This is a genomic window from Roseateles violae (assembly GCF_030410485.1).
GTDB lineage: Bacteria > Pseudomonadota > Gammaproteobacteria > Burkholderiales > Burkholderiaceae_C > Roseateles_D > Roseateles_D violae.
In genome coordinates, this window is sequence record NZ_JAUHHC010000005.1 from 37,806 (window position 1) to 63,182 (window position 25,377).

Consider the following 25,377-nt stretch of genomic DNA (forward strand, 5'->3'; position numbering starts at 1 on the left):
ATGAAAACAGCGCTGCCCCTGTGCATCGCGCTGCTGCTGGGCCTGCCGGCCCAGCCGGCGCCGGCCGAGCCCTATACGCCGCAGCGGGACGAGGAGCTCGTCGAACGCCTGCCGCAGCGCCTGGGCTCGGCGGCGCAGCGCGCCGAGTCTCGCCTGCTGCGGGCCCGGCTGCAGCAGGCGCCGGAGAACCTGCCGCTGGCCCTGCAGCTGGCGCGCGAGGCGATCGCCCGCGCCCGGCTGCAGGGCGACCCGCGCGAGCTGGGCCAGGCGCAGGCGCTGCTGGCGCCCTGGTGGAGCGCCGCGCCGCCGCCGGTGCGCCTGCTGCGCGCGACGATACGCCAGGCCCAGCACGACTTCGGTCCGGCGCTGCTGGAGCTGGACGGCCTGCTGGCCACACCGGGCGTCCCCCTGCCGCTGCAGGCCCAGGCGGAGCTGACCCGCGCTGCCGTGCTGCAGGTGCGGGGCCGCTGGCGGGAGGCGCGCCTGGGCTGCACGCGCCTGGCCGGGCCGCATTACGCGGCGCTGGGCGCCGCGGCGCGCCTGCACGGCGAGGTCTGCATTGCCGAACTGGACGGCCTGCAGGGCCGGACCGAGCAGGCCGAGGCCGCGCTGCTGCGCCTGTCGGCGCTGCCCGGCGCGCCGCAGGCCTGGATCGCCCTGCTGCGCGCCGAGCTGGCCGAGCGCCGCGGCCGCGCCGAGGCCGGGCCGCTGTACCGGCAGGCGCTGCAGGCCAATCCCGAGATCTATCCGCGCGTCGCCTATGCCGACTGGCTGCTGAGGCAGCGCCGCTGGCGGGACGCGGCCCATGTGGTGCTCGGCTTCGGGGAAGCCGGCAACCTGCCCGATGCGCTGCTGCTGCGCCTGGCGATCGCCTGGAAGCAGGCCGCCGATCCACGCGCCGGCGCGGCGGCGGCCGAGCTGCAGGCCCGCTTTGATGCGGCCGCCGAGCGCGGCGACGACAGCCATGGCCGCGAGCGGGCCCGCTTCGCGCTCGACCTGCGGCCCGAGCCCGGCATCGCGCTGGCCCAGGCCCAGGCCAACTGGGCGCTGCAGAAGGAGCCGGCCGATGCGCTGCTGCTGCAGCGCGCGGCGCTGACCGCCGGCCAGCCCGCCGCGGCCGAGCCGCTGCGGCAGTTCCAGCGCGAGACCGGCTTTGCCGATCGTCGCCTGGCGGAGCGCGCGCGATGAAAGCCATCCTCCTGGTGCTGGGCCTGCTGCTAATCGGCGCGGCCCAGGCCCACAAGCCCAGCGACGCCTATCTGCGCCTGACGCTGCAGGGCCAGGTGCTGGAGCAGCGTTTCGACATCGCGCTGCGCGACCTCGACCGCGATCTGCAGCTCGATGCCGACGATGACGGCGAGCTGCGCTGGGGCGAGGTGCGCCAGCGCGCGGCCGAGATCGCGGCCCTGGCCGAGCAGGGACTGGGCCTGCAACTGCTGGACGCGCAGGGCGCCGCCTGCCCGGCCGGCCCGCTGCAGCCGCTGCAGCTGGATAGCCACAGCGACGGCCGCTACCTGCTGCTGCGCCGGCAACTCGTCTGCGCCGCCGCGCCGCAAGAGCTGACCCTGCGCTATCGCCTGTTCGCCGCCAGCGATCCGACGCATCGCGGCGTCGCCCATCTGGCGCTGGACGCGCCGGCTGCCCGGACGCTGGTGCTGGCGCCCGATGGTCAGGCGCGTCGCTTCCCCTTGGGCCAGGCCGCCGCCACGCCGGCGCCGAGCCTGGCCAGCTTCTTCGTCGAAGGCATCCATCACATCTGGATCGGCGTCGACCACCTCCTCTTCCTGCTCTCACTGCTGCTGCCGGCGGTGCTCGTGCGGCCCGCGGGCCGCTGGCAGCCGGCGCCGCGGCTGCGGCCGGTGCTGGCCGAGGTGCTGGGGGTGGTGACGGCCTTCACCGTCGCGCATTCGATCACCTTGGCGCTGGCGGCCTTCGACCTCGTCGATCCGCCCTCGCGCTGGGTCGAATCGCTGATCGCCTTCAGCGTGCTGCTGGCGGCGCTGAACAATCTTTATCCGCTGCTGGACAGCGGCCGCTGGCGCCTGACCTTGGTGTTCGGCCTGGTCCATGGCTTCGGCTTCGCCGGCGCGCTGAAGGACCTCGGCCTCGCTCAGGGCGGGCTGGCCGGGCCATTGGTGATGTTCAACCTCGGCGTCGAGGCCGGCCAGCTGGCCATCGTCGCCGTCTTCGTGCCGCTGGCCTGGGTCTTGCGAAAGCAGGGCGGCTACCGCCGCGGCCTGCTCGGTGGCGGCTCGGCCCTGATCGCGCTGCTGGCCACCGTCTGGCTGGCCGAGCGCGCCCTGGACCTGAAACTGCCATGAGCCTGATCAAGGATTTGTCCGTCGCCGCCCTGCTGGCGCCGCTGCTGGCGCAGGCGGCCGAGCCGCAGCCACAGCCGGAGCGGCTCGATCGGGTCGAGGTGCTCGGCCATTACCAGCTGGGCCTGGGCCAGTCGAATGCGGCCAGCGAAGGCACGGTGCGCGCCAGCCTGATCGAGACGCGTCCGGCGCTGCGGCCGGCCGAGCTGCTGGAGTTCGTGCCCGGCATGATCGTCACCCAGCACAGCGGCGACGGCAAGGCCAACCAGTACTTCCTGCGCGGCTTCAATCTGGACCATGGCACCGATTTCGCAAGTTATGTCGACGGCATGCCGGTCAATATGGTCAGCCATGCCCATGGCCAGGGCTATAGCGATCTGAACTTCCTGATCCCCGAACTGGTCCAGCGCATCGACTACCGCAAGGGCCCCTACAGCGCCAGCGACGGCGACTTCGCCTCGGCCGGCAGCGCGCGCCTGCTGCTGCGCGACAAGCTTCCCCACGAGATGGCCAGCCTGACCTTGGGCGAGCACGGCTACGCCCGCGCGCTGCTGGCCGGGGGCCTGGCGCTGGGCCCCGGCCGCCTGCTGGGCGCCGTCGAGCTGCACCGCAACGACGGCCCCTGGCAGCAGCCGGAAAAGCTGCGCAAGTTCAATAGCGTGCTGCGCTACAGCGAGGGCGGCGAGGACGGCTCGCGCTCGCTGAGCCTGATGGCCTACGACAGCCGCTGGACCGCCACCGACCAGATCCCCGCGCGGGCCGTGGCCGGGGGCCGCCTCGACCGCTTCGGCAGCCTCGACCCCAGCGACGGCGGCAGCAGCCGGCGCCTGAGCCTCTCGGCCCGGCAGACGCGCAACACCGAGGACGGCGACTGGCAGCTCGATGCCTATTACGTCCAGTCGCGGCTGACGCTGTTTTCCAACTTCACTTATCTGCTCGACGATCCGCTCCACGGCGACCAGTTCGAGCAGGCTGAAGCGCGCCAGCTGCTCGGCGGCGAGGCGAGCCGGCGCTGGCAGTTCGAATGGCGAGGCCTGCACCAGCAGTTCAGCCTGGGCGCCCAGTTCCGACACGACGGCCTGAGCCCGGTGGGCCTCTATGCCACCGAGGCGCGCCGGCGCCTCGCGACGAGGCAGGAGAGCGAGCTGCGGCAAACCAGCGCCGGCGTCCATGCCGAACTGTCCAGCGGCTGGACGCCCTGGCTGCGCAGCGTCGTCGGGCTGCGCGGCGATGCCGCGCGTTTCAAAGTGCACAGCTCGATCGCCGAGAACAGCGGCCGGGCGCAGGACAGCCTGGTCTCGCCGAAGCTGGCGCTGATCCTCGGCCCCTGGCGCAAGACCGAGCTGTTCCTCAACTACGGAGAGGGCTTTCACAGCAACGACGCGCGCGGCACGGTCGCCCGCATCGCGCCCAAGGAGGGCACGCCGGTCGAGCCGGTGCCTGGTCTCGTGCCCAGCCGCGGCGGTGAGCTGGGTCTGCGCAGCGAGTGGCTGCCGGCCCTGCAGAGCTCGCTGGCGCTGTGGCGGCTGGACCTGGCCTCTGAGCTGGTCTTTGTCGGCGATGCCGGCGACACCGAGCCGCAGCGCGCCAGCCGCCGCCAGGGCTTCGAGTGGAACACCCATTGGCAGCTGAACCGCAGCTGGCAGTTGGACCTGGACCTGGCCGCCTCGAAGGCCCGCTACCGCGACGACGCGCCCGAGGGCAACCGGGTGCCCGGTGCTGTCGACCGCGTCGCCTCGCTGGGCCTGAGCTGGAACGAGCCCTCATCGCGGTGGTCCGCGCAGTTCCAGCTGCGCCATTTCGGCCCACGCGATCTGGTCGAGGACGGCTCGCAGCGCTCCAAGGCCACGACGCTGGCCTATGCCCGCGCGAGCTGGCAGGCCAGCCCGCAGCTGCGCCTGAGCCTGGACGTCTTCAATCTGTTCAAGCGCCAGGCCAGCGACATCGACTACTTCTACGAGTCGCGCCTGCAGGGCGAGGCCGCGACCGTGGCCGACCGGCATTTCCACCCGGTCGAGCCGCGCAGCTTCCGGCTGACGGCGAGCCTGTCCTGGCCTTGAGCTCTCGTCGAGCCGGTGGGCCGGCATGCTTGGCGCCACCGCGAGCCTCCGCGCCGCAGCGGCGGCCGGCCGATCGCTGCTGACGGTCGCTCTGCCTGCTAGGGGCGCCCGGCGTCGTCGGCTTCAAATGCCCGCGGCAGCTTGGACAGCGCTCCGGCAGCGGTCCGCTCGACAAAGCCATCGAGGATGGCCTTTTCCAGCGCAAGCCGGCTGTCCTCGGCTGACATTCCCTGCGCCGCCAGTTCTCGAAGCAATGCGGCCTCGTCGAAACCGGCATCCGGAAGGCCTCCGAGTGCGCCCTTGATGGCCAGGTTCAAGTTCATGGCGACGTTCCGATCCTGACGGGTGCATAGCAATCGAAATGCCGTCACCGCGCTTTTGCGTAAGCCGATTCCTACACCGGCACAAGCGATACATAACGTTACAGCTGCGGTTCAGACCGACAGAGCCGCTCTGGCTCTTCGCCGATGCTTCATGACAGGAGGTTCACCATGCGAACTGAGATGGGGCCGGCAAAAACAGCGCTCGTCAACATGATGTTGCGCATCGAACGTACCAGGCAAATGCTGCGCCAGCGGCGGACGCGCGGCGATGGCCGGGAGTTAGCCGAAGCGGCACTCAGCCCAGGCGGGCTGATCGACCCAACATTTGAAGACACCACTTGGTCCATCCGCATGAATAGCGCAAGTGACCCCCAGACCTTGCAGCAGGGCTAGCTGCCCGGCGCATTGTGGATTCGACGCCATCGAAGAAGAGTGGGAGGCCCCATGAACCTTGTTCGCCAGATCCTGTCGCTAAGCAGCGCAATGGCCATGATCGGCATGTCCGCAGGGACAAGCGCCGCTACTGTTCCCTTCACCATCACCGGTGCCCAGTTCATGCAGGGAGCGGGCTACGGAATTGACCGTGCCGAGCTCAACGGCACCTTGCTCGACGTTCGATACTCGACGAGCGCATTCATGCCGCAGAGCTTCGCGCTGGGCATCGATGAGTCGGTCACTTTTGACTTTGGGACTCTCGATCTGCAGGAGGTGAATGCCCATGGTGGGATCGATTTGCTCAGGGAAACCGACGATCTCGGCATCAGCGCCAGCCTGACCTTCATCGATCAGAACGGTGTGGCGCAGGTCGTAACCATCAGCGGTGCCGCCACTGCGACTGCCGGCAGCGTCAGCGATTCGCAGGTGGACTTTGTCATCGACTGGTCGCCGGTGCCCGTCCTGCTCGGAAACGGCGGCCTATTTCAAGTCAGCCTGGACGATGTGTCGCTCTCCAGAATGGGATCGCAGGTCCAATCTGCCACCGTCACCCTTCTGGGCTCAGCCGAGCAGGCCGTCGCGCCCCAGGCCATCGAACTCCCGGAGCCCGCCCCGCTTGCCCTTCTCGCCGTCGGCATGGGCGGCGTCGCGGTCACCCGCCGTAGGCGAACCCAATCTTGACCCGGCTCATGCCTACCCCTGAGGGCGTGCATGTGAGCGTTTCAAGCAAGCAGTAACGATTCGGTCCTACCGGGGCGGGCGACGTCCGGCGCCCGGATCAGCGACCGGCATCCCCCAAAAGCGTATGCCGCAGCCGGAACGAGGTTTGCCACCTTGCGCCGTGGGCGATCCCGCCCACGTCCGACATCAACCCGCAGCAAGGAGCACCCATGAAACTTAAACCGATCGTCTACGCCGCCGCGCTGGCCCTCGTCAGCGGGGCCGCATTCGCAGAGGACATCAACCGCACCGTCACCCTGGTTCCCGACGTCGATTCCGCCGGTGTCTATTCGGCAGGCTGGGGCGTGACGCACAGTTTGGCGGGAAGCTTTACCGACACGATCACCTTTTCGCCCGACGTGGGCGGCGCCTTCTCGGGGGGGCTGATCACCGTCGGTTTCATGAACACCGGCAATATCGACTTCACTTCCGTGACGATCAACGGTCAGGCCTTCACGCTGTCGGGCACGGGCGCGGTCGAGACGGCCACCTTCGGCCCGCAGAACCTCAACGCACCGCTGACGCTGACGGTCAACGGCGTGGCGGGGCCGACGCTGGCGGCAGGAACGGCGATCTCGGCCAGCTATGGCGGCACGGCCAATCTCGCGCCGACGGCCCAGGCGGTCCCCGAACCGGAAAGCTATGCGCTGATGCTGGCCGGCCTCGGCGTGCTGGGCTGGCTGGGACGCCGCAATCGTCGGAACAGCTGATCGATCGACCGAACGATCGCCTTCCTATCATGGCCGGCCGGCGGCGGGCGCCCGCCCGGCCGGTCTTTTGTCAGAGCCCTCAGGGCCAGGAGGCTTCGAGGCCGGGCAGCGCCGTCATCTCGGCGATCGTCGTGCCCGCGCCTCACTGCCGCGGCCAGCTTCATGGCGCTCAGGCGGCCGCAGCGGACTTCGCTCCATTGAAGGCGATCGGACTAGCAGCGCTCACCCAGGCAATCGATCCAGAACTTGACCTGAGAGCGATAACCGCTGTCCCGCTGGACGCGTATGGTGATGAACTCGGCCCGCTCTGCCGGCGCTGGGCTGGGCCGTCAAGCTGCTGGGCGTGGCCTATATGCTGTGGCTGGGGTGGAAGCTCGCCCGCGCCGCCCATCTGGCGCAGGCCAACGAACACCGATTGAACGTAAGCTTTTGGCAAGGCGTGGGTTTGCAGTTTTTCAATATCAAGGCCTGGATGCTCGCGCTGACGCTGACGCTGACCGCCGGCTGGGTGGTCAACGCCGCCCGCAGGCCCGCGTCCAATCCGGGCGAGCGACTGTCGATCGTCTGCGCAATCATGGCCGCCTTCGCGTTCAGCAGTAATTTTGTCTATGCGCTTGTCGGCTCACTGCTACGGGAATGGCTCGCGCAGGGGCGCCGCCTGCTGTGGTTCAACCGCGTCTTTGCGTTAGTCCTGTGGCCACGGCGAGCTGGATGCTGGCCGTATGAAGCCGCAGGAAATCTGGAAATCAAGGGGCAGTGGCCGCCAACTGCTGGCTGAACGAGCGGCAAGAACGCGTGCACGGCTTGCGGCGAATCCACGAGCATGATCAATCGTCACCAGTAGGCCGATCTGAGTCATTCACGGTCCAGTGGCTGAACGGCAGCAAACACCGACACCGGTCGTTGAACGTCACCGGTCATGGTCGGCCGCTGCACCTTCGCAACCGGCCTCTCACTGCGGCACCCGCCGCGTGCCGGTTCCAACGACCGCTTCTGCACGCTCCGTCAGGCTCATGTCGACCCTGAACCGACATCCGCGACCGCAAATTGGCCGCCCCGAAGCTGCCAGTCGGAGCTGAGCACTCCCGAAGGAGGTCCCGCAGCAGCGGGCACACAAAGGTAGGCGGCACTCTGGGCGATTGAGGCGTAGCGCGGCATGAGATCGTGGGGTTCACCCTATCAAAGTGACAGTCGAGCTTTCACAACATTGATCGATTTCAGACGGCACCAGCGACACCACGCTGGTGCAGGAACGCATCGATCTTCGGTGGGCGTCCGACGAACTCGACAAAGTTCTCGGTCATGGGGCGACTGCCGCCACGCTCCAGAATCGCCTTGCGATAGCGCGCGCCAGTGGCGACGTTGAGGGCCCCTTCTCGCTCGAAAACTTCCCACGCGTCCGATGCTGCACCTCGGTCCAAAGGTACCGTTCGCCGCTGACGTCGACCTGAAGGCGATTCCTTCGTCAGCCAAATGGCCGGCCTTCAACTGCCGGTTAAGAGGCTCGCTAAAGATTCTTAAATGCGAAACCGTGTTGGCGAGAACGCTTCTGCCTCAGTGTAGGGAGAGCCTCCCTCCATCAGGTCGGCCAATAGCCTTGCGCTTGCAGGCCCCAGCGTGAAGCCCTGGTGACCATGCCCGCAGTTGACCCAAAGCCCCGGGTGCCGCGGGGCAGCTCCGATGATGGGCTTCATGTCCGCGCAGCAGGGCCGACTGCCCATCCAGGGGTCGATTTCTACCGGTCGACCAAGATCCAGCAACTGGCCGGCCATGGCCTCTGCGCCGATTAATTGGCGCGGCGTAGGCGTTGAATCAATGCAAGCAATCTCGGCACCGCTGGTGACGCGTAGACCTCGCAGCTGCGGCGCCATTACATAGCCGCGTTCTGCATCCAACGTGGTCACGTTTAGCTTCGCTCCACCCGTGTAGTGACGATGGTATCCACGTTTGACAAAGAGGGGCCAACGGTAGCCTAGGCGTCGCACTTGGCTGTCGGCCCATGCGCCCAAGGCGAGGACGGCTTGCTGCGCCTGCACCGGCCCTTCGTCGGTCTCGACCTGCCAGCCAGATGCGGTGGCGTTCAGGCTGTCTGCATTGCCACGCAGCAAGCGCCCGCCACGCTGCAGGAAGAGCTGTGCATAGCGCTCGACCAAGGCGCCAGGATCGCCGATGTTCCAGGAGTCCAGCCAGTGAACGGCGCCGGCCAAGGGTATGCGGAAGGCGGGTTCTGCCGTATCAATGGCCCGCGAGTCCAGCGCTGCGAATCGTATCCCGTACTCGCGTGACACGCGCTGTGCATTCCGCAGCGCATGTTCCATCGCCCTTTCATCTCGGTAGATCATGCGGAGCCCATCGCGCTGCAGCAAATCCTCCGCGCCAGCCAGGCGCATCAGACGCGCATGCTCGTCCGTGGCATGCGCGATCAGACCCGCATACTGCCGACTGATGGCGCGATGCGATGCGGGTGCAGAGGCCTGCCAATATCGCAGCAACTGGGGCCAGAAGGCCAGCAGCCCACTCACGTGGTAGTTCACGTCGATCCCTCGACGGAAGACCACGTCCAGCAAGGCCCGCCAGTCGCGCGGCATGGCGTAGGGCTCGACGGCTTCACGCTGGATGACGCCGGCATTCCCGTAGGAGGCTTCCTGGCCCGGTGGCCGTCGGTCCACCAGGGTGACCTGATGCCCGCGCAGCTGCAGCTCCAAAGCCGTACAGACGCCGACCATGCCGGCACCGAGAACCAGAATCTCTCGAGTCACTTCATATGCCTTTTCGTTTGCATTCGGATCCCTACAGCACATCAAACGAGTTGAAGTGCCGTGAGCGCATTCGACTCGCCCTCTATGGACGCACGTTTTCGGCCTAAGCAAGCCGCGCCTCGCGCGTTGGGCGTATAGGCAGCAAGTCCTATTTCGCTGGCGCATCGCTTTGATAGCCCTCGCAGTGCCGATGATGTCAATCAGCCGTTTGAGGCTGTAGGCGTGGCGTTAAGAACCAGCTGCGTGTCCCCGCTGGGCGACCTGTTGGGCTGCAGCGATCGTTTTCGCCCTGGGCAATGCCGACCATCGGCGGAACATGACTAGCGCACCGGCAGCTGCAGATGCTCCGCCATGAAGGCCAGTGCCTCGGAGTCGCGTTCGACGTGCTTGTCGCGGGTCATCGTGTTGTGGCCAACATGCTGGCGGACGCGTAACAGCACCGGCCCGGACCCGGGCTGTCCGTTGTTCTGGAGCCACGCTGCGAACTTGCGGCCATGCCAGGGCGGACAGGCCATGTCGTCCGCTCCACAATCGACCAAGACCGCCGGGTATCTCTTCCCCACCCGGAGGTTCTGATAAGGCGACCACCGATAGAGCCACTGCGCTTCTTCGGCAACGAGCGGACTACCGTAATCGGCCGCCGCGACTGAAGCTGTGAAGGGGTCTCGGGAGCAGTCTAGTGCGTCGCACAAAGGCACCTGAGGGACGGCAGCCCCGAATAGGTCCGGCCGGAAGCTAATGGCTGCGCATACCGTCAGCCCGCCGTTCGACGTGCCGGTGAGGCCGATCTGCTCCGAGCGAGCGATACCTCTGCGCGGTAGGTCCTCCAGGACAGCGAAGAGATCGGCGAAGGTATTCGGCTTCTGGGCCATTCGGCCGCCGCGCCAGAAGCCTGCGCCAAACTCGCCGCCGCCGCGCAGGTGCACGTGCACCCACGCACCTCCCGCCCGAACCCACGCTGCCGCCATTTCACTCCAGCATGGCAGCCAGGGAACATTGAATCCGCCGTAGCCAGTAACGATCGTCGGCCGGTTCACTGCGCTCGCATCGGGCGAGCGCAACAAGTGATAGGTGACCAGGTTTCCGTCGGCCGCCTGCGCGTTCAACGTCTCAAGCGTCGCGCCATCGAGGCGACGCGCCGGCGGCGTCAACGCCTTTGTCTGGTTGTTTGCGACGTCATGGCAATAGGCACGAGGCCCCTCCAGAAGCGACGAATGCACGAACGAAATGCGTTGCCCATCGGACCACACGACTTCATCGATGATGGACAGGACGAAGCCGAGCGCAAATTTGCCTACGGCGCCAGCGCTGGGCAGTTCGATCTCGCGTTCCACCGTTCCGTCGAGTGCGACCACGCGCAGGCGCGAAGTGCCGTTGGGCATGTCGGCAACGACAAGCCGCCCCGCGCATTCCGTTACGCTCGCCAGCGTCGCCTCGCCTTCGGGCAACACTTCCCGCCAGGTCGATCGATCCTGCGCCGTTGCCAGCGGGATCGCTATCAGGCGACCGTTCGTCGCTTCGTCCATCGTAATGGCCACATATTCACCGCCGACGATCGTGCCCTTCACCATGCCATAGCTCGCGTCAAGGAACGGTTGCCACTCAGCACCTTCGACAAGCCGCTTGATGTAGGTCGGATGCACTGACGTCTGGTTCTCTCGGATGACGGCGTAGCGGCCATCCACAGTGACAGTCGGCATGACGGCTGGGTGCGCGTGCGCAAGCAGGACAAGCCGCTTTGTCAAGGCACTATCCAGCAGTTGTTCAAAGACGCGCAAGCCGGGCGCAGCTGGCAAATCCGTCTGCGCCGCGTCCGCTCTTCCGGTGTAATAAAAGCCTGCGTTGTCTGGTAGCCATGCACTCGGCGCCGTCGCGGTGGCGAACCTGATCGCATGGCGCACTTCGGCGGTCGCCACGTCGATGACGCGCACGACCGTCCCCGTTCCTTCCGTCACGGTCACCAGCAACAACGACGCATCGGGTGACGGCTTAATGTCATACAGGACGGCGTGCGGGCCGCACGTCGCCACATCGAACAGCATGCGCTGCTCGCCATCGATCGAGTCCGAAACGGTGATGTGCGGCAGCTGCGCTCCATCAGGCACGTCGCGGCGGAACCAGCGCCCGCCGAGCGGCCGAGGAGCGTGGAAGCTGAACATGTCGACGTAGCCATCGGCGAGAAGCGCACGCAAGGGCTCGATGGCGGGCGTTGCGTTGCACGCAGCTCGCGCTATCTCGTCCTGAGCGTCTTCCCACGCCTTGGTCTCCGGCGTACTCTCCGCGAGCCAGCGGTACTCATCGACATACGAGACCGGTCCGAAGTTGACCGTCTCGGGCACGCGCCGCGTGGCAGGGTACGTGATCTTCATGCGCCGAGCGTACCGGTTGGCGAACCCCGATATTTAGGGTTCACGCCGGAAGTTTTAGGATGCCTGCACGGCGGCGCATCAGTGAATCGCGACCAATCGCCCTGGCCTGCTCCGCCGTGCAAATTCCCGTGGCGATTCGCCGACGACATCGCGAAACGCCACGGCAAAGCTGCTCTGGTGCTGGTAGCCGACGGCGTCGGCGACCTGCCCGATGCTCAACTGTCCTTCGATAAGCAGCGCCTGCGCGCGCCCGATTCGTTGCTGCAGGCAGAACGCCTGGGGCGTCGTGCCGAGCGTCTGCTGGAACAACTGATTCAATTTGTTCTTGTTGGTGCCCAGTTCGCTGGAGAGTTCGAGCAGCGTCGGCGGGTCCGCGAATCGCTCCGTGAGGATGCGGCGGGCGGCGGCGATGATCTCCGCGTCGCGGCGGCTTCGTACACCGGAGCTCGAAGTCAATTCGAGCCGCTCGTTCCACGAAGCAGCGACGAGGGCCAACAGCTCGCTGGCTCGCGCCTGCACCTGCATGCGTCGCAGCGCCCCCGTGAGCCGGCTGTGGACCACGTCCTGCACAAGGCTAGCGATGTCCGTCTGGATCGGCATCGTGAGCGCGTTGCAGGGACGATCGAGCTCGCCACCCGCCAGCCTCCGCAAGGGTTCGGGCAAGTCGCCCGGCTCGAGCCGATGGTGGGCCAGCAACGACTGGGGTTCGAGGAGCACCGTCACGGCCCGTTGCCGCAGGCCGCCGGCGATGCCGACATCCAGCACGGTACCGCGCGGCAGCGCCGAGACCGCCACCACAGGGCGCTGAAAGGACCATGTTTCCCCGTTCTGCACATAGGCGCAGCTGTTGGCCAGCGAGGCGCGAATGAGCAAGGCGTCGGTCGACAGCACGGCGCGGTATCGGATGTCGCGATGGAACTGCACGTCCCCCACCGTGATCTGGGCGTCGTCGCCGCAATAGGTCCGCACCGATCCTTCGCCGATCCCGCGCAGGTCGAATTCGACCCCACCGGCCCAGTCGACGATCGGCGGCTGGCTACGGCCTGCGAAGGGCTCGAAGAAGCGTGGGCTCATGCGAATCTCCTCAAAACATTCACGTTTGTATTTTTAAGGTTATGGGCTGCTGTCGATCTACTGGTTTACACCGGCGTTTGGCGACGATGAGTTAATAAAGACAGTCATGTACGATTTACCGGAATGGTCAATTCCGTAAAGGTTCCTGCGCAGCGCTGGGTCGAGGAGGCCCGCCGGACACTGTCCGAGGAAGGGATCGAGGCCGTCAAGGTGGACCGACTCGCGCAGCGGATCGGCGTGAGCCGCGGCGGCTTCTATCACCACTTTGTCGACCGCGCCGACCTGTTGTCGCGACTGCTGAAGCTCTGGTACGAAACGATTTTGTTCGTGCCGTTGCGGCTGGTGCTCAGGAACCCGGCTGACGCATTGCGCGCCGTCGATGAGATCGTGGACCACCTGATTCGCGAGGACATCTACGACCCGCGCTTCGACCTTGCGGTACGCGAGTGGGCACGGTCCGATCCAACCGTCGCGGTTGCTGTGGCGGGCGTCGATGCAAAGCGCATCGCCGCCCTCTACGAGGTGTTCCTGGCATTCGGCTGTGGCAAGAAGGAAGCCGACCTGCGCGCCCGCGTCTTCTACTTCCACCAAATCGGCTACTACGCGATCGGGATCGACGAGCCAGAGCCGGGACGTCGCGAACGTGCCAGGACCTACGTCGAAATCCTCTGCGGCGAGGCGAACATCGCCCGTGCATCCGCGCCGGCGGCCGGCCGGAAACGCAAGCGGGCCTAAGGCCTAAGTTTTTGGTACGCAGGCCGAAGAGCGCAGGGCGTCGCTCCGGTACGCTCGAAATCCACGATGCGTACACACTATTCAGCCTGGAGCCTTCTCTCCGCTTCGCCGCGCCACGATGACTGGGCGCCCGCGTGGCGAGAGGCTGAACCGAAGAAGAAGTACGACATCGTGATTATCGGCGGCGGCGGGCACGGTTTGGCCACCGCCTACTACCTCGCCAAGAACCACGCCATCCGCAACGTGGCGATCGTGGAAGCCGGCTGGATCGGCGGCGGAAACACGGGCCGCAACACGACGATCATCCGCTCCAACTACCTCTATCCCGAAAGCGCAAGGCTCTACGAGCATTCCCTGCGCCTCTACGAAGGACTTTCCCGGGAACTGAACTACAACATCATGTTCAGCCAGCGCGGCATTGTGACCCTGGCACATTCCCGCCACGACCTGGACGCGCACAGCCGCTGGGCCAACGCGATGCGATGCAACGGCATAGACGCTGATCTGCTAACCGCCGAGGAGCTGCGCCGGCTCGTTCCGCGCCTGAACTTCGACGCGGGCGCGCGCTTCCCGCTTCTGGGCGGCTTCATCCAGCGACGCGCAGGGCCTGCGCGCCATGACGCGGTCGCGTGGGGCTATGCCCGCGCGGCGTCAGCTCTTGGTGTTGACATCATCCAGAGCTGCCCCGTCGACGGCTTCATCATGGACGGCGGCCGGGTCACCGGCGTTCGCACAGGCAAAGGCGACATCCGCGCTGAGAAGGTCGCGATGGCCGTCTCTGGGCACTCCACGGTGCTCGCCGACATGGCGGGCTTCCGGTTGCCAGTCACGAGTTACGCACTCCAGGCCATGGTGAGTGAGCCTATCAAGCCCGTGCTCGACACGGTGCTTCTGTCACCGGCGGTCGGTGCCTACTGGAGCCAAAGCGACAAGGGCGAACTGGTGATCGGTGGTGCGCTCGACCTGTACCCGTCGTACGCCCAACGAGGCAGCTATGCGGTCACTCAGCAGGTACTCGCCGCCACACTGGAGATGTTTCCTTCGTTCTCGCGACTGCGACTTTTGCGCCAATGGGCAGGCATCGTCGATGTGGTGCAGGACTCAAGCCCGATCATCGGCCCCACCCCGGTGCCTGGTCTCTACATCAATTGCGGCTGGGGCACGGGAGGCTTCAAGGCCATCCCCGTCGGCGGCTGGACCTTGGCTCACGTGCTGGCAACCGGGAAGAGCCACGAGCTGGCCGAGCCGTTCCAGCTTGAACGGTTCGCAACCGGCCGCTTGATCGACGAAGCAGCGGCCGCCGGCATCGCACATTGAGAAGGACGTCGCGACATGCTCCAGATTGACTGCCCCCACTGCGGGAAGCGGCCCGAAAACGAATTCCACTGCGGCGGGCAGAGTCACATCCAGCGCCCTGCGCTCGATTGCAGCGACGAGGAATGGGGCGACTACATGTTCAACCGCGACAACCCGAAAGGTGACAGCGCCGAACGTTGGAGGCATAGCTTTGGCTGCGGCCGCTGGTTCAACATGGTCCGCAGCACCGTGACACACGAGATCAAGGCGATCTACCGCATGACGGACCCGCGCCCGGAGATCAAAGCCTGATGGCTGGCTACCGACTCCCCTCGCCCGCAGGCGTTGCGCTGGATCGGGGCCGCAGGCTCGATTTTCAGTTCAACGGGCGCGCCTTATCTGGCTTCGCCGGGGACACGCTTGCATCGGCACTGATCGCAAGTGGCGAGCGCTTGATCGGTCGCAGCTTCAAGTACCACCGGCCGCGTGGAATCGTCTCCTGCGGCGCGGAGGAACCCACGGGACTGCTCGACATCGGCCATTGCGCGGAGCGGGTTCCAAATACGCGCGTGACGGACACCCCCCTTTTGCACGGACTCGTTGCGCGCACGGGAAATGCCTGGCCGAGCCTGCGGTGCGACCTGGGCGCAATCAATTCGCTGTTCGCCCCGGTGCTCACGGCTGGCTTCTACTACAAGACGCTCATGTGGCCCCGCTGGCAGCTGTTCGAGCCCATGGTCCGCCGCATGGCGGGCTTGGGCCGCGCCGGTGATGGGGCAGACCCGGATCGCTACGACGAGCTATCGGTCGCGACCGACGTTCTTGTCGTCGGTGCCGGCCTTGCGGGGCTGGAAGCTGCTGTCGGAGCGGCGGAGCAAGGCGCGCAGGTCACGTTGATCGAATCGGACCCTTGGGTAGGCGGCTGGGCCGCGACGGTCGCTGCGGGGGCGTCCGGGCAGGCATCACAACTTGGGATGCAGCTTGCATCACTCGTCGACCGGGCTGCCAAGGCTGGCGTGATAACGCGCACCCGCACGACCGTTTTCGGTCTGTACGACCATGGCCTCGCGGTCGCCATCGAGCCCGGCCACGGCGTCGTGCGCGAACGCACGATCAAGATCCGGTCCGGCCGTACCATCCTCGCGACTGGCGCTTTCGACCGGCCCCTGCTCTTCCCCGACAACGACCGGCCCGGTGTGATGTTTGCCCACAGCGCCGAACGCTACGCAGCACATTACGGCGTTGCTGTGGGACAGCAAGTGGTCCTCGCGAGCGCCTGCGATGCCGGGGTGGAGCTGGCGGAACGCCTTCGCAGTTGCGGCGTAAACATCTCAGCGGTGCTCGACCTTAGAAACGGCGAGCATGTTGTTGGTGTGCGCGGCCGAACCCGCGTTTCGGGCGTCCTGGTGGCGAGTGCCCGCGATCCAAAGCCTCGCGTGGTCGAGGCCGACACGCTGCTTCATACCGGTGGGTTCACGCCGAACGTGAGCCTGCATTCGCAAGCGGGCGGCGGGCTGCAGTGGGATCCCGCCTCGTCGATGTTCGTTCCCTCTCGTCTGGCGCATGGCGTCGACCTGGTGGGTGCCTGTGCCGGTGCGTTTGACCTCGACGCGGCACGGGAGCATGCGCGTGAGACCGGGCGGGGTTGCCGCGCACCTGCGCCCGTTACGGGCACAGGCCCCGTCCCTTCGACCAACGCGCCGCCAGGTGCTCTCCTCGCAAGGCGTTCAGGCAAGACGTTTGTCGACCTGCAGAACGACGTGTGTGACACGGACATCGCATTGGCTGCGCGCGAGAACTATCGCTCGGTGGAACACCTCAAGCGCTACACCACGACAGGCATGGCCACCGACCAGGGAAAGACCAGCAACGTGAACGCGCTCGTCACGATGGGCATGCTCACAAACCGCTCGCCCGGCGAAGTCGGGACGACAAAGTTCCGCCCACCCTACAAACCCGTGACGCTCGGGGCCATCGCCGCGGGCCGGAACGGTGAGCGGTACCGGCCGCTCAAGCGAATGCCGGCGCATGCCTTTCACCAATCGAGAGGCGCGCTGTTCGAGGAATTCAGCGGCTGGTTGCGCCCAGCCGCTTACCCCAAGGCGGGCGAAAGCCTCGACGCGGCCGCCCAACGCGAAGCGGCCCAGACTCGTTCAAGCGTGGGTCTTTTCGAAGGATCTCCGCTCGGGAAGATCGAAATCTACGGGCCGGATGCGGCGGCGTTCCTGGATCTGATGTACGTCGGCACGATGAGCACGCTGGCGGTCGGAAGCGCGCGGTATGGCCTGATGCTGAACGAGAACGGCATCGTGATCGACGACGGGATCGTCGCGCGCCTGGGCCAGTACCACTTTTGGCTGAACACCACCAGTGGCGGCGCAGAGCGTGCCGCGCTGGCGTTCGAGGAATGGCTGCAGTGCGAATTCGTCGACCTGCGCGTCATCGTGCAACCGGTCGTGAGCCAGTGGGGCAACGTGACCGTCGCGGGCCCGAAGGCCTGGCAGTTGCTCGAGGCCGCCGGCTTCGACGCCGCGCTCGCGCCGGCTTCGATGAAGCACATGACGATACGCGAGGTGGACTATGCGGGGGTATCGATGCGCGTTATGCGCGCAAGCTTCAGTGGCGAGCTGGGGTACGAAATCAACCTCCCCGCGCTGCACACGCAAGCGCTGATCGAACGCCTCTGGCAGCTCGGCGGGTCGTATGGCCTGGAGGTCGGCATGTACGGCGTGGAAGCCCTGATGTTGATGCGCCTAGAAAAAGGATTCATCCACGTCGGGGCAGACACCGACGGAACCACGCTGCCGCATGACATTGGTATGGCCCGCGGACTCGACAGGAAGGCGGCCAATTTCGTCGGGCGCCGGTCACTGCTGCGCGCCGCAGCCACGGACCCACATCGCATGCAACTGGTCGGAATCGTCCCTACGGACGGTAAGTCGCGGATTCCCGTCGGGGCGCACATTGCTCCCTATGCGCCGCCGGCGCCGATCGACGGCTTCGTCACCAGCAGCGGTCACAGCCCCATGCTGCAGCATCCCATCGCCCTGGCGATGCTGCAGCATGGCTCCTCTCGATTGGGTGAGAAGCTGCGCATCCATCACCTCGGCACCGAGATCGAAGCGCAAGTCGTGAAGACACCTTTCTTCGATCCTTCCGGAGAGCGCCTGCATGGTTGAGCCCTTGTCCGTTTCCGCCAACGCGTTCATGCAGAACCTCCTGCCCTGGATCGACGCGGACGCCGATCGTCCCGGCGCGCGACGGTTGAACGCGATGCGTGTCGTCTCGATCCGGCACATCACGGGCTCCCCAGCCGCGCAGCTGGCGCTCTCGCAATCGGGCTTTGCCTGGCCTGAGCGCAGCACGGACCTCGTTTCCGCCGACGGATTGCTCGCGACACGACGGCACGCCGGAGAAATCATCGTGGTCGGTGATGACGCTGCGGCCTTGCAGAAAATCCTGCACGAACTAGCGCCAGGGGTCGATCTGGAGGTGATGGCCATCGAGATGACGCATGGGACCGGGGTCATCGAGCTCCACGGCCCGCGGCTCGACGAATGGCTCGCACACCTGGTGGACCACTCGGCCATTCCCGCTGAAGGGCGCGCCAGCCGGTGCCGCCTGGTGGATGTGCCAGTGCTCCTTGTCCGTCCGGAAGCAGACCGGATCCGCCTGGTCGCGGACCGTTCGTTGTTCCCTTATCTAGCCCAGTGGCTGGCGTTTTCGCACGAGGGCGCGTTCTCCGATCTATGACTTCACCTGACTACATCCTCACAATCCGTTGTCGCGACACCATCGGTATCGTGGCCGCAGTGTCGACCGCGCTTGCCGCCTCGCAAGCGTTCATCGCGGAGAGTTCGCATTTCGGCGACCCGGAGACCCGGCTGTTCTTCATGCGGACGGTCTTCAGGCCGACAGGGGAGGTGGTGCGCACTCTCGAAGATTTCCGCAAAGCTCTGGCGCCCGTCGCGCGGCGTTTTGGCATGGAGCTCGCCCTGTACGCTGCGGATTCGCGAACAAGAGTGTTGCTGGCTGTGAGCAAGCACGGCCACTGTCTCAACCACTTGTTGCACCAGTGGCACAGCGGCGAGCTACCGCTCGATGTGGTGGGGGTGGTCAGCAATCACGAAGACATGCGACGGCTCGTGGAGTGGTACGGCTTGCCGTATCACTATCTGCCCATGTCGGATGGCAAGGACAGGCAGGAGAGCCGCTTCCGCGAGGCGATCGCATCGAGCGGCGCGGAGCTGACGGTATTGGCCCGCTACATGCAGGTGCTGTCGGATGAAATGTGCCGGCACCTCGAAGGGCGCTGCATCAACATCCACCACAGCTTCTTGCCCAGCTTCAAGGGAGCCAAGCCCTACCACCAAGCCTACGCGCGCGGCGTCAAGGTGGTAGGCGCGACAGCCCACTATGTGACGAGCGACCTCGACGAAGGGCCCATCATCGAGCAGGAAACGCACCGGGTGTCCCATGCCTTCGACGCTGATGCTTTCGTGCGCAACGGCAAGGACATGGAGAACGTCGTGCTGTCCCGTGCAGTGCGCTGGCACGCCGAGCATCGTGTCATGCTCAACGGGTCACGCACCGTCGTGTTTCAGTAAACAAACGGCCGCGATCGCGGCCGGTCAACTTTGGCGAACCAACTATGAACCCACTGAATGAAACGGCCGACATGAAGCTCGGAGTACAGGAACGCATCGACGAGGTGCTGGCCCGATTCGACCGCTCAGACGAGCCGGGTCTCGCGATCGGCGTGGCGTCGCGGGGCAAGGTCATCTACCAAAGGGCTTTCGGGCTGGCGAGCCTTGAGTTGGGTATCGCCAACAAGCTGTCCACGCGCTTTCGCATTGCCTCTACCAGCAAGCACTTCGCCTGCCTGGCCGTGATGCTGCTGTCCGAAGAGGGGAAGGTCGACATTGACGCCAGCGTGCGCGGTGTCATTCCGGAGCTGCCGGCGGAGGCCGGCGAGCCGACGCTGCGCCAGCTCATGACGCACACGAGCGGCCTGCGCGACTTCTTCGACGTAAGTCTGCTCGTCGATGGCATCTCGGTGAAGCCGCGCGGCTACGCGCTCGAGAAGCAGTTGCGACTGGGCGGGTCGAACTTCGCGCCCGGTCAGAAGGCCATGTACAACAACGGCGGGTACCAGCTGCTGTCGCTGGTCGTCGACCGTGTGGCCGGCATGAGCTTGGAAGACTTCGTCGCGAAGCGAATCTTCGAGCCGATCGGCATGAGGAATTCGTCGTGGGCCAGCAGTGACATAGACATCGTTCCGGGTCTTGCCACATTGCACACGCCGCGGGCCGAGGGCGGTTGGCGCAAGGGCCAGTTCCCGTACGAAGACATGCGCGCCGAAGGCGGCATGGTATCGACCGTGGATGACATGCTGCTGTGGCTGGCCCATCTGCGGGCGGAAACGAAGCAGGTGGGTTCGGCGGCCACCTGGCAACAAATGACGACGCCCTCGCAGCTGGCATCGGGCCTCGAGGTACCGTATGCATTCGGCCTGATGCCGCAGACCTACCGTGGGCTCGGCGTCATCCACCACGGCGGAGGCGTCATCGGCGGCGCGTGCCAGATGATCACCGTCCCTTCGCGCGAGCTGGATGTAGTGATCCTCACGAACGGTGCGCTGGTGAACCCGATGGACCTGGCGGAGACGGTGATCGACTGTGTACTGCTGGACGAGACGCTCGAGCCTCGCGCGATCAACGCTCTGGCCGAGCCGTTCCGCGCCCTCATCGGAAAGACGTACCGTTCCACGTCCTCTGACATCGTCGTCCGATTCGACGATCTGGGCGGCGGCGTCTTCGCCAGCGTATGCAATACCCCGCTACCCACGATGAATGTGGACGGCAACCTTGCAGTGCCTTTCGAGAAGGTCGCGACCGGGCCCATCGTCTTCAGGACGGCGGAACTGAAGCAGCTTGCCGAGGTGGCGCCGGACGAGCTTGTGATGACCGAGGGTTGCGTGACCGAAACCTTGTCGTTGATCGGCGACCCGCCAACGGATATCCCCGACGAACTCGTCGGGCACTACGCGGTTCCCGAGCTGGGTACGACGGCCGAAGTCAGCCTCGACCACGGCAAGCTAAAGCTTGTGGTGCAAGGGCTCTATGGCCATGGCGCCTACTTTCTGCAGGCCGTCGGCTGCGGGGCGTACCTCTGCGAATACGCGGTCGCATTCCCGATGCGCGCGGCGCTGCGGGTGGAGCGCAACGCCAACGGGGTCACGGGGTTCAGCTACTCGAGCCTGCGCACGCGCGGAGTGAAGTTCGTCCGCAGCTAATTCGGTTCCAACAGCCTAAGGAGCGGGGAGCCTGGCCTAAAACCGCGGACGGGGGCCGACCTACGATCGAGTCGCCAAGGAAAGTCAATCAGATATTGGAGACTCTTTGATGATCGATCTCGACACGCATCGCATCCGGCATTGTGGCCAATCTCAATTCCAATTCCCCAGGATGCGGCTGCTGCCCCTGCTGATCGCCGCGGCCTTCGGCGCAGCTGCCGTCGGCGCGCGAGCCCAGAGCGGGCCGGCGAGTTCTGCTACATCGGATCCAGCAGCGACGACCGAGCCTTCCTCGGACTCGGGGAGGCGCGGGGACAAGCCTGCAACGGCCACGCCGCAAACGCTGGACACCGTGACTGTGACCGTGACACGTCGCCGCGAGCCGGTGCGCGAAGTGCCGCTCCAGGTGAGCACCGTCTCTGCGGAAAAACTGCAGGACGCGGGCGCGTCGAGCTTGCCCGACTACCTGGCCGATCAGGCCGGAGTCAATGTCAACTCGGGTCTCACGGTTGGCAACGCGACCGTGACCGTTCGCGGTGTGTCGACGGGCCCTGAAACCGCGCCCACCGTCGGCACCTACATCGACGACGTTTCGTTCGGCTCCAACAGCGCCTACGGTTTCGGCGGCGTGATGAGCCTGGACATGGGGCTGATGGACCTTCACCACATCGAAGTCCTTCGCGGGCCGCAAGGTACGTTGTACGGTGCAGGTGCCATGGGGGGCATGCTGAAGTACGTCACGAACGAGCCGGAGCTGTACGACTTCTCGGGCAGCGTGCGGCTGGGTGCAAGCTCAACCCGTGAGGGCCAGTCGGGCAGCACCGTGGGCGGTGTGCTCAATGTGCCGCTGCAGCAAGGCGTCGCGGGTCTGCGTATCTCGGCGTTCCATGACGAGGTGGGCGGCTTTGTCGACAGTACGGGTCCTATCGTCGGGTCCGATCTGGACCGGCGCAAGGCCACCGGCGGACGTGTCGCGCTGCTCTTGCAACCGACCCGTAACTTGCGCGTGAAGTTGACTGCGGTGAGCCAGGAGACGGATGTCGCCGGCAAGAACCTGGTCCAGTTCAACTTCGCCACGCACCAACCCCTGGTCAACGATCTGACGCGCGACCTCGTCGTGCGCGAGCCGAGCAAGACCAAGATCGAGCTCTACGCAGCCGACGTCGAGTACGACTTCGGGTGGGCGCGGCTCAACTCGGTCACATCATCGCAGAAGGCCAAGCTGGCCCAGCGCTTCGATGGCACCGCGATCTACGCTCCGCTGCTGGCTGGCGCGGGGCTCCCTGTCGCCTCGGTAGCGGCTGACACCGCCGTGGATGTACAGAAGAAGACGCAGGAATTCCGGCTCACCTCTCAAGGCAAGTCCGACCTCGAATGGCTTGCCGGGGTCTTCTACACCGACGAGCAGGCAAGCAACGGCCAACAGCTGGGGGCCACTTTCCCCGGCGGCGCGCCGACCCCCCTCCTGCTCGCATCGTCCATTCCGAGCAAGTACACGGAAACGGCGGTCTACGGTGACGTCACATGGAAGTTCGCACCCGACCTATCAGCGACCCTTGGCGCCCGTCTTTCCCGCAACAGACAGACCTTCAGCCAGAACACGGATGGGCTACTGGTCGGTGGGCCGACATCCCGCACGAATGACTCCGCGGAGACCAGTAGCACCTACCTGGCGACCGTCAGCTATGCACTGAACAACACAAGCAACATCTACTTCCGTGCCGCAAGCGGGTATCGCCCGGGCGGCCCGAACGTGGTCCTCACGAATCCGGCGACCGGTGCGTTGCTGGCGCCCACGACGTTCGAGAGCGATTCGCTCTGGAGCTATGAGGCCGGCTACAAGGCGGATCTCCTCGATAAGACCCTGTCGATCGAATCAGCGGTCTACCACATTCGCTGGGACCAGATCCAGCAACTGTTCGCCGCCAGTGGCGTGAGCGTCATCGTCAATGGTGGCAAGGCGGAGATCAACGGGGCGGAGTTGTCAGCCACCTTGCGCCCCAGCACTTCGCTGGACCTGAACGCGGCGCTTTCCTTCAATGAGGGCGAGCTGACCGAAAGCGCCCCCGGGTTGGCCCCGGCCGGCGCAGGACTGCCCAATAGCGCACGCTTCTCCGCATCGTTCGGTGCGACCTACAAGTTCAGCGCGGGCGGACATGCAGCCTTTGTGGGCGTGTCCGGGCGCTATGTGGGCGAGCGCAATTCGGGCTTCGAGGGCAGCCCTTCGATTCCCAACTTCAGGCTGCCCGCGTATTCCTTGATGGATGCGCAGGGTGGCGTGGACCTAGGGCGCTACCAGTTGGCCGCCTATGTCCGCAACCTGTTTGACAAGCGGGCCCAGCTCGGCGCCGATGCCAGCGGAGTCCCTCTTGGCGGCCCTGTGGGCGTGGCCATGGCCCGGCCCAGGACTGTCGGGGTGACGCTCAGCGCGTCCTTCTGAAAAACATACTGTCTCTGCGGAGTGCAGGGACTGGGCGGGCCGGCAACCTTCTTGCACCAAACGGCCCGCTCTCCCGATCTCTGCGCAACCGTGACTGGCCTCAACAGTTGACAAGCTCTCGCGATGACGTTTCAAGACCGTGCCATTGGCGCCGCTAGCCGCCTCACTTCCGACGCCTGGGAGCTCTTTCGCGACTGCCCATTCGTGCGAATGCAGCTAGGTGAGCGACTGGCGAAGTTGCCCGATTTCTCTGGGGAGGCGGCCCGTGCAGTCTCTGCAAGGGCCGAAGGGATTCTCAAGCAGATCGATGAAATCGACGCGTGGTCGCTACCCCAGACGGTAGGCATTCCGCTGCGACAGGCGCGCTATGCGATGGAAATGCGACGGAATGCCGGCGCCTGGTATCCCACCGTATTCGATCCGACCGGTATCGGCTTCTACGGGCTCTTTGCCCCCAGCGCGTATTGCGGTGGATTCGTCCTGCAGATGTTCATCGACAGCCTGACGCGTCAGCAGTTCGCGACGGGCGGCGATCTCGACCGGTACCTCGGGGTGCTTCATGACCTGGCGCAATGCGTCGATCGCATGGCGGAACGCACAGCCGAGCAGGCGGTGGCGGGCATGCGCATCCCGAAGCCCCAGTTGCCGGCCGCCCGCGCCATCATCGCGGGCTTCAAGGGGCGGCTGAAACAGCTGGTGCCCGACGGAACCGAGCGCTTTGCGAGCGGGCTCAGGAGCGACGAGCTGCGGTTTCGAGCGGAGGCAACACGACGCGTTGCCGACTGCATCGAACCGGCTTTCGCCCGTTGGGCAGACGTGCTGGACCAGGACTATGAGGACAAGGCGCCGCAGGGCGTCGGGATGGCGCAGTACGAGGGCGGCAGGGAAATCTACCGCGGGCTCATTCGGCTTCACACGACGCTGGACCTGGAGGCCGAGGAAATTCATGAGATCGGCCTTGAGCGCATTGCTCGAATTCACGAGCGGATGAAGAGCATCCGATCGCAGTGCGGCCTGGCGGATGACCCGAAAGCCTATCTGGAGTTCGTCCGGAACGACGCCAGGTTCAGTGCGGCAACGCCCGAGGCAGTGACCGCCGTGTTCCAGCGCTATATCGACCGCATGGACCGCGCCTATTCCTCCGCATTCCGCGAGCCGCTCAAGGTTGGATACGGCGCCGCACCCTTGCCCAAGGCGCTCGAAGGCAGCATGACGTTCGGCTTCTACTCTCCCGCGAAGCCGGGTCAGGAGCAGGCCCAATACCTTTTCAATGGCGGCCACCTCACCGCGGTCCCGCTGCACACCATCGCGGCCTTGAATTTTCACGAGCTGGTCCCGGGGCATCATCTTCACCTGTCTATGCAGTATGGGAACGATGCGCTGCTGCCGATCAGCCGCAACGCATTCTGCAACGCCTTCAACGAAGGCTGGGCCGAGTACGCTGGACACCTGGCAGGTGAGCTCGGGCTCTATGAAACGCCGGAAGAACAATATGGGCGATGCGCCTTGGACATATTTCTCACGTGCAGGCTCGTCGTTGATACAGGGATGAACGCGCTGGGGTGGTCGCTGGAGCGAGCGCGTGAATTCATGCGTGAGAACACCTCGATGTCAGATGCGGAGATCCGCAGTGAGACGCTGAGATATGCATGCGACATCCCTGCTCAGGCTCTCGCCTACAAGTTAGGCGACACGGAGCTAATTCGGGCTCGGGAAGTTTCTCGCGCGAAACTGGGGGGTCGATTCGACCTGCGCGACTTTCATGCGCGTGTCCTGGCCTTCGGGGCTATGCCGCTACCGGATCTCCACAGGTATCTGAACGGCTAACCCCGCTGGAACAAAT

At 65.6% G+C, this 25,377-nt stretch carries 21 protein-coding genes; 16 read left to right on the forward strand and 5 right to left on the reverse strand.

What is annotated here, in order from left to right:
- From QWJ38_RS17740 to QWJ38_RS17750, 3 genes are read left to right on the forward strand one after another with little or no spacing between them, the layout of a single operon-like run.
- The gene (locus QWJ38_RS17740; RefSeq protein WP_290360453.1) at positions 1-1,188 is read left to right on the forward strand and encodes a hypothetical protein; all 1,188 of its coding nucleotides are present in this window, start codon (positions 1-3) and stop codon (positions 1,186-1,188) included.
- The gene (locus QWJ38_RS17745) at positions 1,185-2,321 is read left to right on the forward strand and encodes a HupE/UreJ family protein (protein WP_290360454.1); all 1,137 of its coding nucleotides are present in this window, start codon (positions 1,185-1,187) and stop codon (positions 2,319-2,321) included. The genes QWJ38_RS17740 and QWJ38_RS17745 overlap by 4 nt, the downstream gene beginning before the upstream one ends.
- The gene (locus QWJ38_RS17750; RefSeq protein WP_290360455.1) at positions 2,318-4,378 is read left to right on the forward strand and encodes a TonB-dependent receptor; all 2,061 of its coding nucleotides are present in this window, start codon (positions 2,318-2,320) and stop codon (positions 4,376-4,378) included. The genes QWJ38_RS17745 and QWJ38_RS17750 overlap by 4 nt, the downstream gene beginning before the upstream one ends.
- Before the next feature lie 98 nt (positions 4,379-4,476).
- Here QWJ38_RS17750 and QWJ38_RS17755 read toward each other — a convergent pair whose 3' ends face one another.
- Positions 4,477-4,701, reverse strand: coding sequence for a hypothetical protein (locus tag QWJ38_RS17755; protein WP_290360456.1), 225 nt, complete (start codon positions 4,699-4,701; stop codon positions 4,477-4,479).
- Between the two features lie 168 nt (positions 4,702-4,869).
- Here QWJ38_RS17755 and QWJ38_RS17760 point away from each other — a divergent pair, with 168 nt between their 5' ends.
- The 4 genes from QWJ38_RS17760 (at position 4,870) to QWJ38_RS17775 (ending at position 7,344) form a co-directional block, all read left to right on the forward strand.
- Complete coding sequence (locus tag QWJ38_RS17760; protein ID WP_290360457.1) at positions 4,870-5,094, forward strand: hypothetical protein; 225 nt, start codon at positions 4,870-4,872, stop codon at positions 5,092-5,094.
- Positions 5,095-5,145: 51 nt separating this feature from the next.
- Complete coding sequence (locus tag QWJ38_RS17765) at positions 5,146-5,817, forward strand: PEP-CTERM sorting domain-containing protein (protein WP_290360458.1); 672 nt, start codon at positions 5,146-5,148, stop codon at positions 5,815-5,817.
- 209 nt (positions 5,818-6,026) lie between these two features.
- Positions 6,027-6,566: an FxDxF family PEP-CTERM protein gene (locus QWJ38_RS17770; RefSeq protein ID WP_290360459.1), complete on the forward strand. Its 540-nt coding sequence runs from the start codon at positions 6,027-6,029 to the stop codon at positions 6,564-6,566.
- 343 nt (positions 6,567-6,909) lie between these two features.
- Positions 6,910-7,344 (forward strand): LysE family translocator, encoded by a 435-nt coding sequence (locus QWJ38_RS17775; RefSeq protein WP_341850508.1) that lies wholly within the window; start codon positions 6,910-6,912, stop codon positions 7,342-7,344.
- Between the two features lie 439 nt (positions 7,345-7,783).
- On the opposite strand, the gene QWJ38_RS17780 is transcribed toward QWJ38_RS17775, so the two are convergent.
- The 4 genes from QWJ38_RS17780 to QWJ38_RS17795 all read right to left on the reverse strand — a co-directional run bounded on the left by QWJ38_RS17780 (position 7,784) and on the right by QWJ38_RS17795 (position 12,768).
- A complete protein-coding gene (locus tag QWJ38_RS17780; RefSeq protein WP_290360460.1) occupies positions 7,784-7,987 on the reverse strand; it encodes a M3 family metallopeptidase in 204 nt (67 codons plus the stop codon).
- A 96-nt stretch (positions 7,988-8,083) separates the two neighbouring features.
- Entirely contained in the window at positions 8,084-9,325 is a 1,242-nt protein-coding gene (locus QWJ38_RS17785) for an NAD(P)/FAD-dependent oxidoreductase (RefSeq protein ID WP_290360461.1), read from the reverse strand.
- Between the two features lie 320 nt (positions 9,326-9,645).
- The gene (locus tag QWJ38_RS17790; protein WP_290360462.1) at positions 9,646-11,694 is read right to left on the reverse strand and encodes a prolyl oligopeptidase family serine peptidase; all 2,049 of its coding nucleotides are present in this window, start codon (positions 11,692-11,694) and stop codon (positions 9,646-9,648) included.
- A gap of 78 nt (positions 11,695-11,772) precedes the next feature.
- Positions 11,773-12,768, reverse strand: coding sequence for a helix-turn-helix transcriptional regulator (locus QWJ38_RS17795; protein WP_290360463.1), 996 nt, complete (start codon positions 12,766-12,768; stop codon positions 11,773-11,775).
- Positions 12,769-12,891: 123 nt separating this feature from the next.
- On the opposite strand from QWJ38_RS17795, the gene QWJ38_RS17800 reads away from it, so the two are divergent.
- The 9 genes from QWJ38_RS17800 to QWJ38_RS17840 all read left to right on the forward strand — a co-directional run bounded on the left by QWJ38_RS17800 (position 12,892) and on the right by QWJ38_RS17840 (position 25,361).
- Positions 12,892-13,503, forward strand: coding sequence for a TetR/AcrR family transcriptional regulator (locus tag QWJ38_RS17800; RefSeq protein WP_290360464.1), 612 nt, complete (start codon positions 12,892-12,894; stop codon positions 13,501-13,503).
- Between the two features lie 66 nt (positions 13,504-13,569).
- The gene (locus tag QWJ38_RS17805) at positions 13,570-14,820 is read left to right on the forward strand and encodes a sarcosine oxidase subunit beta family protein (RefSeq protein ID WP_290360465.1); all 1,251 of its coding nucleotides are present in this window, start codon (positions 13,570-13,572) and stop codon (positions 14,818-14,820) included.
- A gap of 15 nt (positions 14,821-14,835) precedes the next feature.
- Positions 14,836-15,111, forward strand: a complete 276-nt coding sequence (locus QWJ38_RS17810) for a sarcosine oxidase subunit delta (RefSeq protein ID WP_290360466.1) — start codon at positions 14,836-14,838, stop codon at positions 15,109-15,111.
- Positions 15,111-17,978: a 2Fe-2S iron-sulfur cluster-binding protein gene (locus QWJ38_RS17815; protein ID WP_290360467.1), complete on the forward strand. Its 2,868-nt coding sequence runs from the start codon at positions 15,111-15,113 to the stop codon at positions 17,976-17,978. The genes QWJ38_RS17810 and QWJ38_RS17815 overlap by 1 nt, the downstream gene beginning before the upstream one ends.
- Entirely contained in the window at positions 17,971-18,552 is a 582-nt protein-coding gene (locus QWJ38_RS17820) for a hypothetical protein (protein ID WP_290360468.1), read from the forward strand. The genes QWJ38_RS17815 and QWJ38_RS17820 overlap by 8 nt, the downstream gene beginning before the upstream one ends.
- Positions 18,549-19,406: a formyltetrahydrofolate deformylase gene (gene purU / locus QWJ38_RS17825; RefSeq protein ID WP_290360469.1), complete on the forward strand. Its 858-nt coding sequence runs from the start codon at positions 18,549-18,551 to the stop codon at positions 19,404-19,406. The genes QWJ38_RS17820 and purU overlap by 4 nt, the downstream gene beginning before the upstream one ends.
- A 44-nt stretch (positions 19,407-19,450) precedes the next feature.
- Entirely contained in the window at positions 19,451-21,094 is a 1,644-nt protein-coding gene (locus tag QWJ38_RS17830) for a serine hydrolase domain-containing protein (protein ID WP_290360470.1), read from the forward strand.
- Between the two features lie 109 nt (positions 21,095-21,203).
- Entirely contained in the window at positions 21,204-23,534 is a 2,331-nt protein-coding gene (locus tag QWJ38_RS17835) for a TonB-dependent receptor (RefSeq protein WP_290360471.1), read from the forward strand.
- Positions 23,535-23,657: 123 nt separating this feature from the next.
- Entirely contained in the window at positions 23,658-25,361 is a 1,704-nt protein-coding gene (locus tag QWJ38_RS17840; protein WP_290360472.1) for a DUF885 domain-containing protein, read from the forward strand.
- Positions 25,362-25,377: the final 16 nt, after the last annotated feature.